Here is a 12,521-nt window from a genome sequence, read left to right on the forward strand (position 1 = left end):
TCCGGTCTTCAACCTATGATCTCTTCAAGGCCTTTGTAAAGGTCAACCTTCGGTTCAAATCCTATATTTTGTGCCTTTGAAATGTCAGAGTAGCTGTCCTTTATGTCACCAGGCATTGGGTCTCTAAACTCTATATCCATGTCCTTACCGAAGATATCAAGGACAATCTGTGCAAGCTCGTCTATGCGTGTGACCCTGCCTGTACCTACATTGTAGACCTCACCGTTGTCCCCTTGTCCATTGGCCAGCAACATAATCATGTTGACGACATCGTGGGCAGAAACGAAATCCCTGGTATTGGAACCGTCCCCGAAGATAATCGGAGGCATATCATCCCTTACACGGCCTATAAATTTGGATATGACACCGGAATAGGGATTGGAAGGATCCTGTCTTGGACTGTATATGTTAAATGGTCTTATGCAGACAGTTGGCAAACCATATGCATTATAATACATGCTGCAATACTTTTCACCACAGAACTTGCTGGCACCATAAGGTGACATTGGATTCTGAGGATGGTTCTCATCTATCGGAAGATATTCGGGATTGCCATAAATTGCAGCTGAACTTATGTAAATGAATCTCTCCAAGTTACCGGCACGTGCACCTTCAAGAAGATTGAGAGTTCCGAATACATTATTGTCAGCATCAAATACTGGATCATTCATAGACTTTGCAACGCTGATCTGAGCTGCCGTATGAATTATAATATCATGTTTACCAGCTAATTCTTTTGCTATAGGGGATCTGACATCCTCTTTTACGAAATGTACATGATTTGGTAATTCAGGCTCTTTGCCAGAGGAAAGGTTGTCAAGGACCGTAACATCATAGTCATCTTGCATCTTGTCAACAAGATAGCTGCCAACCTGACCGATACCACCGGTAATAAGAACCGTTTTCATGTTTTTATGATTGTAAACTAAGTATAATAAAATTACCCTGTACTGAAAAAATGTAATATACTAGGGAACTATATATAAATAATATATACTCAATATAAAAAATAAAAATAAGAAATCAGAACTTAACAAACAGTTCTGACCGGACCTGATGTCCTGGAAGTAGTCACAAATGTTGCGCGTTCCATGCAGTGAAGAGTGCAGAACATCTCTTCACGGGCACAGTTCTCATAAACATATATAGGACTACCACACATTGCGCATTTTTTCTCTAATAATTTCATTCGTACCACCTACGCGTGCCCAATATAATATAGATAGCAGAGCACTAATTAACATATAGTGACAATAACCCAATTGTCAACTTTATTTAGTTGAACCATACTATATAAATTTATGTCCGATGCAATAAATGATACTCATAATGATAATTAGAAAATAATAGGACCCTATGGAGGAAATATTAGAATATGAAATAGCAAACATATAGCAAAATAATCAGAAAGACAAATAATGAAAACACTGGTTTGTTAGCGGTAAATTCATATATAATATTAAAGCATTGAGTGAATAGATTTTTAAGAAGATTATTTAATAAATAACAAAGGATTTAAATTATGTTGGATCTTGAATCACCATCTACATTAGTGGCCTTAGTTCTTGCAAGTACCTTTTTGGCGCCATTTATAGTTACTTTTATTTCAATGCCATATTTCATCAAAAAACTGACAGAAAAAGGTATCATTGCCAGGGACTACTATAAAAGAGAAGTGACCATGATCCCGGAAAGAGGTGGCATTGCCATTCTTCTGGTTGCAATGGTATGTTTCTCATTGAACACGCTGTTCTTCAAGTTCGCAACAACAAACTATGTTGCCCTGATAGTGATAGCCATGTTCGGGCTGTTTGGCATACTTGACGATATGATAGACATAGGCAGGGTGACAAAGCTTCTTCTTATGTACTACTGCTCCTATCCTTTGATACAATATGCAACCCATACTGCATTCACACTACCAAATGTAGGTGATATTGAATTAGGTATCCTTTACCTTCAGTTCATAGTACCTACTTACGTCTTGGTAGCCTCCAATCTTGTGAACATGCATTCAGGTTTTAATGGCCTTTCCTCGGGACTTTCGGTAATAGTCCTTATAGCACTCATTGTAAAATCAGTCCTCATAGGAGATGTTGACAACATCTTTGCAGTTGTGAGCATAACCGGAGCGACCTTTGGTTACTACATGTATGACAGGTACCCCTCAAACATATTCTGGGGCAATATCGGCTCGCTTACCATAGGAGCTGCAATAGGAACCATGATAGTTATACAGGGATTCATAATCAGTGGTTTCATCATGCTGATCCCACACACAGTTAATTTCCTGATGTATGTCTACTGGAGAGTTATGAAGTTCCCTGTTGCGAAATTCGGGAAAGAAAGAGAAGACGGCACTCTGGAAGTACCTAATGCACTTACACTTAAATGGATACTGCCTTACTATCGCAGGGTTACAGAGAGACAGGCAACATGGGCAATGTATGCTTTAACAGGATTCTTCTGTTTGTTGGGGGTATTGTTGCCTGGAAGGATATGAGACTCTTTTCCTTTACTTTTTTGAAGTATGAGTGAGTAATGTAGAATGGTGAACCACATACATGTGTGTGCTATTAAATCCGTTCATTACTTATCTTTTTTAGAACTACGGATTAAGGAAAAACAAATGCCTTTTGGTTTATGTAGCTGATTGCTTAGCGTAGTATTTCTATTAATATTTGTGCAATGTGCCGCCTGCGGCGGGTAGATGCATCAGTTCTAATTCATGAACCGTTTATGCTTTCATGTCTAAAAAAAGGAAAAAAGTTATAGATATCTAATTTTGGGAATTAATCCGAATGAAAACACAAAAAATGAATTAAGCCCCTCGCAGAAGGAGCCATATGCTTCCTAATTATACAGTTTCACCGAAGTGGCCTGCTACTATTGACAGATCCTGGATGTTCACAATACCGTCCTGATTCACGTCCCAACGAGGCAGGTCGCCGGTGTAGCTTTGACCGTAGTTCTGACCTATGAGAGTTATATCAAGTACGTTTACGATACCATCCTCATTGACATCCCATCTTGGCTGCAGGTCGGTGACGGTCACGGTGCTTGAAGAGCTTATTTCGTCAATATCATCACTTACTATTACCTCAATGGTGTGAGTTCCTGCAGATTCATAGTCAAGGTTCCATGCATAGCTTGAAGCTATGCTGACCTGTGAATCATCGATCTTTATGACATAACTAAGACTCTGCCCATCCTCATCGGTTGCAACCACGTTCACATTGACAGTGGAGCCTTCCTCGAAGACTGAATTGTCTGCAGGTTCAAAGAGGCTTATCATAGGAACGTGGTTCAGCTGACTTACTGCGATACTCACACTAACTGTGTCTGTGAGATAACCATCTGTGACTTCGAAAACTGCTTCATAGCTTCCTGCATCCCCTTCCGAAGGGGTCCAGCTGAATGTGGCTGTGGCTACATCAAAGGATGCACCTGAAGGAAGTGAGGTGGCTGTATATGTGAGGTCATCCCCATCAGCATCTGTTGCGCCCACTGTGAAACTGAGGCTCTGGCCCTCATCCACAGACTTTGCAGAAATGGATGTGAACTCAGGAGCAGTATCGACCAGAACCGTAGCATAGGACGCAGTGTATGCTGCAGGATTTGAGCTAGCATCACTTAAGATAACATTGGATAATTCAAGTTCAAGGATACCTGAGTCACTGCCTGCGATCATGTCCATTGTGGCCATGACACCTGCTTGTGAAACTGTACCTGAACCCACTATTGCAGAGTACACCTGGCTTAGAATTCCAAATGTATTATCAATGCTATCATACTCAAAGGTTGTAGCAAATATATCTGGTGAGAACAGATCACCCTCGTTCACTGAAGAGACACTTGCAAGCTGGCTATAGTGAAGATCGAACTGTGAACCTGTGAGAGATTGTACTGGATCTATGTACACGTCAAGGCTGAATGATTCACCTGGTGCTACAGTGCTTACGGATGGAGATATAGTTATTGTGGAATATTGTGGTTCCGATACGATTACAGTCCATGTCCTTGAGATAGTTCCTGCAGCAGCAGTACCATCGAACCTGACCGTATGTGTACCTGCTGTATTCCAGTTTTCGACATAGGTTGTTGTGCCGCTTTCCACAAGGCCGCCATCAAGGTACCAGAGAACGCTGGTGAATTCCTGACCAGAGTCTACGGTGAATGTTGTGGATTCGCTTTTGGTTGCTGTTAGTGAGGTTGCAGAGGGGGTGAATGAGAGGCCTGTACCTGAGGAAACAGGAGATTCAGTTTCATCCACTAGATCCCATACCTGTATAACTGAACCCACTGAATTCGAACCTTGGAATATAATGGAATGATCACCATCTTCGGGAACCCAATCGTACGTCATGGAATTGGAAGCTACAAGCTCTCCATCAACATACCAGTTCATTACAATAAGATCTTCGTCAGCCCAGACTCTGAATGTTTTGGTTACACTAAGATTGGAGGGGTTATCTTCAGATGGAGCAAAACCTGTTATATGTGGACCTGTTGTGTTGTCAGGAATGACAGCTGTGATAGTGTAAGTTGGAATATTTGAATCTTCACGATACCAGCTTGCATCCGGTGAAATATCAGAAAGCATTAGGTCAGGATAACCTAACACATTAACATTGAAATCATATGTAAGAGATTCCTTTTTCAGAACTCCATTGTCACTGGTTAAGGCAAAGTCTGTCAGTACTATAGAATTGGTCAACTTAGATGAAGTGGGCAGAGACGTATGTCCATTAAGATCAGTTGTAGCAAAATCTAGTCCAAGTGCATTATACCATCTAGTGTGGGATCCACCTGTATACGTTGTGCTATGCGATGAACTTGAATCATAGTTTGTGACACCACCCTGTCCTGGCCCTTTTGCATCAGAAATATAGGTTCTATACTCATATTGACTTTCAGCCGGAAATAACGGATTCGATGATGTTGCAGATATAATTGCCCCCGAAATGGGATTTGAATTGCTATCTACCACCTTAATTGTTGCATAATATTTAGTTAATATTGATGCTTCATCATAATCATAAGTTCCATCAAGCCTTTTATGACCACCTATAACAAGTTTCCCCTCGTCATATATACAGTTTAGCAATGCAAGTGTAGACCTTTCATTTTTGTCATTGTATGTGACATAATATTCATATTTCAATGCTTTCATTGCAATTATATCTATGTTTGAAAGATCACTATCCTTAATTGTTGTTGCATTTTGTATCCATTCCCCACCTATTACCTTTAGATTTACTGAATCTTGCGGATCTATAAAAGTAATATTTTCGATTATATAGTTAGTTAAATCTATTCTCGGTACAATCCACAGTCCTTTTTCACCATATGATTGTCTTTTCTTTTGGTTAATATTCTCGTATCCACCCACTAAGGTATAATCACCATAATCTATGGAACTATGATTACTAAATATGACATTTCTTATCGATACTTCATATGGTGCATCAAGAAAGAGATTACAAGTGTTATCGATTATTGAATTTTCAACTATGAAATGTCCACGGAAATCATAAGTTGGATTATATCTTTCATTAGAACCGGTGTCACTTAAGTATCTAGCATCTTCTGGATTATATATATTTTCAGATATTGAACTTGCAAAGTTCCATATCATTGGATAATCAGTTGCAGTAATAATTGAATTTGTTATATTCAATTTAACAGCAGTTTTTGGATTTATACTTAGAGAACTAGATGAGGTGTCGACAATTAATTTCTCATTGTTTATATTTAGTTCACTACCTTCTGTTATTGAAAGATTGGTCTTTAAGATTGCTATTCTATTATCAGCGTCATACGTAATTAAATTAGAATTGTCGATTGTTTCTGAAATCTGCTGAAGAGTTAAGTTTTTACCAAATACTATTATTCCTTCATCGTCAACTGGCGAATAGAAACCGGTTGAAGGGTTTGACCTTTTCCACCATTTTGCATATGTTCCGTATTTAATAGCAGTTTCAGGATAAATATAACGATTCTCATAAATCTCAATACAATCCATTTCCAAAACATCGTTTGCTACTAATGTTAATTTTGTGGCATCACCTAATGCTTCATCGAAGTTAGCATATGCATATGGTAGCAAATTACCATTTTCCCATACACTATACCACCCATCTGGTGTTTTTATTATTGTTATTTCACGCCAGTGTTCACCATCAGATTTCCACCAATGCACACCTGGTGCTTGACCAAGCCATCTTCTTGATATTGGAATATATGCATTTGAAACTATGGAAAAATAATCATGGAACTCATTTGCCGTCCAATCTATATTCCAATTATATCCAGCCTTATCGGTAACTTTGAAATATGCACTGTCCAGAACACCAGGATTTCGTATTTTAAATTTATAAGTTCCGTACGTGATATCAAGTTTACACGTTAGCATATCGCTCAGACTTGAATCACTTCCAGTGTATACACCAGTTGCTATAAAATTGTCTTCTGCATCATATTGAGGAATTTTTCGACCCCAAGGATCTCCTATATATCCTGTTCTCCAATAGTTATTTCTATCGGAAAAATATTCAATAAAATCAGGAGCTTGGTCTTCTGTTAGGCTTGATGTTAGCCATTCTCTGATTACTTCAGTATTATTTACATATGTACCTACAACCCTTATTTCCCATATACAAGATGGGGGATTTGAAATATTCCCTGATGGCACAACAAATTTAAAATCATTTGAATCTACTGCTTGATCTTCTTTGTTTACATACCAAGTATATTTAGAAATATTCATTGCATCTGAAAGCATGATTGAAAAAGATATTTCTTCGCCTTCATCGACAATGAAAGAATATGATTCGCCTGTTTTGCTATTATAACCAATGTCAACATCAGGATCTTGCGGAGTTATAGACATATAGGGATGATTTTCAGCTGAATCTGTAGAACTAAATTTAAGATAGTTAGCATAAGCAGGATGAATCATAAAAGAATAGTAACCAGGTTCATTTACAACAGAACTAACATTGAAAGATATCCAGTCTTCTTTTACTGGCATTGCAAAATCAATAGTCGTACTTCCCCACCCGTCGCTGATAGGTCTGTTGCTATCATATGTAATTGTATCTTCGCTCCAGTCTGTTGATACCCTTGCAATGCGTGCTTTGTCAGTGACATATCCAGATTCCAAGTATAGATTAACAGTTGCGCTTTCTGTGAACTCTGGAACATAAAATGTAAGGTATGAATCTACGCTACGCTCTGATGTAGATATTGAACTAAGATAAGGATATGTTCCATAATTCGAAGATGGAGACAAAGAGTCAATAAATGCATCATCTATAGGAGTTATTTCTAAGTTCTCTGCACCAGCAATGGTTGCAAAAAATAAAATAACGATAAGTGTACAAGTAATTTTCATCCAGGTCATCTTAACTTTTTCCTTGTATTTCATATTAACCGTATATACAGAGCAAAATATGTACACAAATATATACAACAAGGCCATAAAAACAAATTTCATGAACACTGATTTCGACACTTCTTAAGTTCAACATTAAATAAGATGAGGAGGTTATTTCCATATGGTTGGAAATGCGTATTGAATTTCAGATGACAATGAAAAATACAATATTTTAATAATAAATATCATAACCATAATAAGTATTTAAGTATCACGTTTATATAATTATTTTAAACAGTATAAATCAAACATAAACGCAAAGACAAACCTTTAAAGAGTAATAAATCATTTTTGATACATGAATAAAATTGAAGTAACCATTGTAGTGCCTACTTTCAATCGTGCTAATTCAATAAGTGATACAATTGAATCTTTATGTAACCAGACATACCCTCATGAAAAGTATGAAATTATTATTAGTGATGATAGTACAACAGACGAAACATACAAATTAGTTAATCAATTGATTCAAGAAAAAGATAACAATATCAGATACATACACGCAAACAGTATTACTAAAGGGCCTGCGAATGCAAGAAATGTAGGAATAGAGAATGCATCAGGAAAACTAATAGGGTTTACTGATGATGACTGTATTGTTTCAAATGACTGGGTTAAAAAAGCAGTGGATGTTTTTGATATGTCTACAAAGGATATTTCTGGATTATATGGCAAAGTTACGACAATAGGCAATTGCAAAAGTCGATATCGGATCTCAAGAGAAGTCAGTGTCGAAAATGATGATGGTTCTTATGTAACTCCTAACGTATTTTATAAAAAAGATGTATTGCTTGATGTTGGTTGTTTTGATGTAACTCAAAGATATCTTGAAGATATTGAATTAGGCTGGCGTGTTGAAAATGTTGGTGAGATTTTATTCTGCCCATCATTAAAAGTTAACCATAAGATTCTATGCCTTTCAATTAAAGATTATATTTCAAGACTAAAAGTCATTGAATATTGGGTTATGATGCATAGTAAACATCCAAATCATATTGGAAAGGGCAAATACATACATAAACGGATGCAAAGCATGAGACCACTATACATAGTATCATCTTTTATAGCAATCTTGTCTTTGATTTATTCTGCACATTACGCTTATTTAATAGTAGGTATGACACTCTTGCTTTATTCATTTCAATATGTTTTTTTTGATCAAAAAGTACAAAAATATCCAAAACGTTTGTTAAAATTTCCGGTTGTATACATTGTAGATTTAATGAAATTATACTATTCAACAAAGGGAAGCATCAAATACAAATATTTCATGATGTACTAAATCTCAGCAAATGATGACTGAGAAATCTACTGCCAGAGTTCTTTTGTAATACTACGAAATTGTTGAAGCAATACCATAAAACTCACAGATAAAAGTACTACGTAATGGACAATGGTTACGATTCTGAGAGTATACATTTACTAACAAAAGATGCTCTAGAGGCAATAGCTATGATCCCCCTAAGACAGAGAAAAGGAAGAAGATCAAAAGTAAGCATCGTAGAAAAATGGAATGGAAATTTGACAAAGAATTTTATCATAACAGAAACCTGGTTGAAACGATGTTCTCTGTTCTGAAAAAAAGTATGGGGAAGAAATTAGATCAAAAAAGTATTGGAATCAAGTTAAAGAGGTTAAATTCAAGCTGCTAGTTCATAACCTTGACAGGTATGTCAAGGTTATATTTATTGTTCAAATGAGGATTTCTACAAAGCCAATTTTTTTATAAGTTTTTTAGTAAGCCAATATATATATAGTTCTACCTTATTAAAATGTTCAATTACTGCTTTGTTCCGTTCTTCTTGCAATAATTTGAAGGTTTGATCCAAACTACTAATACCACCTTCTCTATAAATGGCAATTACTTGTGGATAATAGCATGTAGTGAGATAATATTTGTAAAAAGCTCTTAATTCCCATTCATAATCTCCAGCTATCTTATAAGTATCATCAAACAAGCCTACCTTATCAAAACTTTTTTTAGTGAAAAATATTCCCTGTTGACATATTGCATTGTCTATAAAAAATGATTTTTCCACTCTATTATGAGATTTAACAAATGCTTCGTTTGTATCAGGATCCACTCTGATTATAGACCCATAAACGATTTCTGCTGCTACATTTCTATGAAAAAATCTAACAACATTCTCTATAACATTATAGTCATAAAATTGATCATCTGAATTCAGAAAATAAAGTATTTCCCCAGATGAGGCATTAATCCCTTTATTCATAGCATCATAAATACCTTTATCAGGCTCACTTAAAAAGAATGCGATTTTAGATTTATACTTGTTGACGATGTCGATTGTATTATCTTTTGAAGCACCATCAATAATAAGGTATTCTATATTTTTATATGTTTGATTCAAAACGCTATTGATAGCACGTTCAATAAATTCTTCGGCATTATAACAAACTGTAATAACAGAAACTTTTGGATTCATATAGCACCTTTTGAAATAATAATCTCTAAATGATTTTTTAATTAAACTGTTAATACCTAATTATCATTGAAATAGAATATTAATTTTAACAAATCATATTAAAAGTAGAACGGTTATGGTAAATAAATAAGCTGGTCATACAATGTAATCCATTGCAATTTCCCTTTCGTTCTGTTCCAAAAGACCATCTTTGTATAATGCAATGTCTTAAATTTAATTAGATTATTTAAAGTATGGAGGAAACTTGCTTTCCAATTTGCTATATGGACGTACGCTATATTTTCGAACCATATTTTCTGCTTCATCCAATATTTTTTCAAGTAATTTGCTGTTTTTGATTATCATGTATCTGAATCCCCCAATGGTGCTGCTGGATATTTGTGTTCTCACTAACCAATAGGTTTAATAAAATTACAATCAATTATATGTCTTTAAAACCAAAAATTATATTGCAACACCACATAACAAATATTTATAAATAAGAGGAAACTATGCATATTAAAGTTCTTCACGTAGTAGCTGGGGATTTAACAGAAGGAGCAGCAAAAGGCGCATATTGGCTTCATAAAGGTCTGTTGATGAAAGGCATTGACTCAAGGATGGTTGTTCAATATTACTATGGAAATGATGAAAATGATTCTACTATTGAAGCTATAAATCAAACCAATATTGGAAAGAGATTGAAATCACTAAGACACAAAATGGATATTTTCCCAACAAAACTATATCGAAACCGTGAAAAGTTTATTTTCAGTACGGGAATAAGTGGATATGATATTAGAAAACTAGATGCTTACCAATGGGCAGATATAATCCATTTACATTGGATTAATAATGGTATGGTTAAAATTAAAGCACTAAGCAAGATTGACAAACCAATTGTTTGGACTATGCGAGACATGTGGCCAATGACTGGGGGTTGTCACTATTCATTAGAATGTAAAAGTTATGAAAACGGATGTGGTTATTGCCCTCTATTAAAAAGTCACCATAAAAAAGACTTGTCATATATACTTACACTATATAAAAAAAGATATTATCCGAAGAATTTATATCTTGTTGCAATAAGCAATTGGTTGGCAAAATGTGCCAAAAAAAGTTATTTATTTAATGATTTTAATATTGAAGTCATTTCTAACGCAATTGACACTCAGATTTTTTATGCAGTGGATAAAAAGATAGCAAGAGAAGCCCTTGGTTTGGATAAATACAAAAAAATTGTCCTTGTCGGTGCAACAAACATACATGATGAATATAAAGGTTTTAAGAAATTCCAAGATTCAATTCCTCATTTACATAATGATTATTTGTTCATCTTCTTTGGTAATGTAAATACTATGAAGCTTAATAGTCTTGGTATCAACTACAAAACACTAGGTTATCTAAATGACAGCATATCTTTAAGGTTAGCTTATTCTTGTGCAGATGTTTTTGTAGCTCCATCAACCCAAGAAGCATTTGGGAAGACATTGATTGAATCTATGGCCTGTGGTACACCGGTAGTCGCTTTTGATGCCACGGGTCCAAAAGATATTGTTGAGCATAAAGTAACAGGTTATCTGGCAAAACCCTTTGATTCTTCAGATTTAGCTAAAGGAATAGACTGGATTTTTGAGAATCACGAAAAACCTCTATCCTTACAAGCAAGAAACAGAGTTGAAAATAATTATACTATGGAATCGATAGCAAATAAGTATATCAACTTGTACTGTGAAATACTGTCTGAAAAATTACATAACTGAAATATGCTCTGTATATGTTTACGTATATTGGACATCCTCATAAGGACTTATTATTTAAGAAAACATTTAGTGCATCGAAACATATATTTTATAATAACTTAATCGGATTACTTTGTTTACTTAAAATTATGGATAGTTAACTTTTAATTTGTTACCTCAAATGTTGAACGCTGACTTTGATCGTCCAATTGCAATTCCACCTTTTACATAACTCTTGAAAAATTGTATTCCTAATTCTGTTTCCCACATTCCAATAATTTGTTCTTCACCTGAACGGTCAATGTCATCTAGAATGATACAGTAATCATCCGAGAGTTTGCTATGAATACAGGGAATTGCAGGGTATCTGCTCAAAGCTAAATCATTCAAATATGCTGGTGGACCATCAACAATTATCAAATCTACAGGGGTTATTATTTTTGAACGCACTATATTTTCATCATACCATTTACAATTGTCCAAACAAAACTTTGACTTGCTAAGGGGAGCAAAATTTACTGAAACAGACTTGTTTAAATTGTTTTCCTTCAATAATTTTGTTATAATATGAACCCAATTCTCATCGTGTTCAAATGAATTCAGTCTTCCTCCGTGTTCTTTTAGTAATTTTGCTATATATATAGTGGAAATGCCACTGCCGAACTCAACTATTTCTTTCCTGCCATTTATTATAATTTCATTTAGTATAGTTGTCACCGCACTGGGTCTCATTGAAGAACTGGACCAAGGTACATAATTATCAGTAAGTGGGGAAAGTATTTGCAATGAATATATGTCCTCTAATTTCTTACGATAATTAAAGGCTAAACGCTTATGTATCTTATTCAATAGTAACGCCTCATTAGACTACTTTATGCATCATATCAGTTGAATATTAATTACATTCCTAAATAT

General features: G+C 35.3%; 8 protein-coding genes and 1 pseudogene. 4 read left to right on the top strand and 5 right to left on the bottom strand.

All coding sequences use genetic code 11. From position 1 onward, the window contains the following. Positions 1 to 8: 8 nt before the first annotated feature. A complete protein-coding gene (locus RE476_RS05190) occupies positions 9 to 908 on the bottom strand; it encodes an NAD-dependent epimerase/dehydratase family protein (RefSeq protein ID WP_309309344.1) in 900 nt (299 codons plus the stop codon). Between the two features lie 122 nt (positions 909 to 1,030). Next, positions 1,031 to 1,189, bottom strand: coding sequence for a hypothetical protein (locus tag RE476_RS05195; RefSeq protein WP_309309345.1), 159 nt, complete (start codon positions 1,187 to 1,189; stop codon positions 1,031 to 1,033). Positions 1,190 to 1,609: 420 nt separating this feature from the next. Between RE476_RS05195 and RE476_RS05200 the strand changes: the two genes are divergently transcribed. After that, positions 1,610 to 2,503 (top strand): MraY family glycosyltransferase, encoded by an 894-nt coding sequence (locus tag RE476_RS05200; RefSeq protein ID WP_309309346.1) that lies wholly within the window; start codon positions 1,610 to 1,612, stop codon positions 2,501 to 2,503. A gap of 354 nt (positions 2,504 to 2,857) precedes the next feature. Here RE476_RS05200 and RE476_RS05205 read toward each other — a convergent pair whose 3' ends face one another. After that, positions 2,858 to 7,429, bottom strand: coding sequence for a putative Ig domain-containing protein (locus RE476_RS05205; protein WP_309309347.1), 4,572 nt, complete (start codon positions 7,427 to 7,429; stop codon positions 2,858 to 2,860). Positions 7,430 to 7,736: 307 nt separating this feature from the next. Here RE476_RS05205 and RE476_RS05210 point away from each other — a divergent pair, with 307 nt between their 5' ends. Both RE476_RS05210 and RE476_RS05215 read left to right on the top strand, forming a co-directional pair. Further along, on the top strand, positions 7,737 to 8,720 hold the full coding sequence (locus RE476_RS05210) for a glycosyltransferase (protein WP_309309348.1): 984 nt from the start codon (positions 7,737 to 7,739) through the stop codon (positions 8,718 to 8,720). 92 nt (positions 8,721 to 8,812) lie between these two features. Next, positions 8,813 to 9,167, top strand: a pseudogene (locus RE476_RS05215) (transposase); the annotation flags it as partial. Here the strand turns inward: RE476_RS05215 and RE476_RS05220 are convergent. Next, the gene (locus RE476_RS05220; RefSeq protein ID WP_309309349.1) at positions 9,145 to 9,885 is read right to left on the bottom strand and encodes a glycosyltransferase family 2 protein; all 741 of its coding nucleotides are present in this window, start codon (positions 9,883 to 9,885) and stop codon (positions 9,145 to 9,147) included. The pseudogene RE476_RS05215 and the gene RE476_RS05220 overlap by 23 nt on opposite strands. Positions 9,886 to 10,376: 491 nt before the next feature. Here RE476_RS05220 and RE476_RS05225 point away from each other — a divergent pair, with 491 nt between their 5' ends. Then, positions 10,377 to 11,627, top strand: a complete 1,251-nt coding sequence (locus RE476_RS05225; protein ID WP_309309350.1) for a glycosyltransferase family 4 protein — start codon at positions 10,377 to 10,379, stop codon at positions 11,625 to 11,627. A 156-nt stretch (positions 11,628 to 11,783) separates the two neighbouring features. On the opposite strand, the gene RE476_RS05230 is transcribed toward RE476_RS05225, so the two are convergent. After that, complete coding sequence (locus RE476_RS05230) at positions 11,784 to 12,323, bottom strand: class I SAM-dependent methyltransferase (protein ID WP_309309351.1); 540 nt, start codon at positions 12,321 to 12,323, stop codon at positions 11,784 to 11,786. Positions 12,324 to 12,521 lie beyond the last annotated feature (198 nt).

This window comes from Methanolobus mangrovi (assembly GCF_031312535.1).
GTDB lineage: Archaea > Halobacteriota > Methanosarcinia > Methanosarcinales > Methanosarcinaceae > Methanolobus > Methanolobus mangrovi.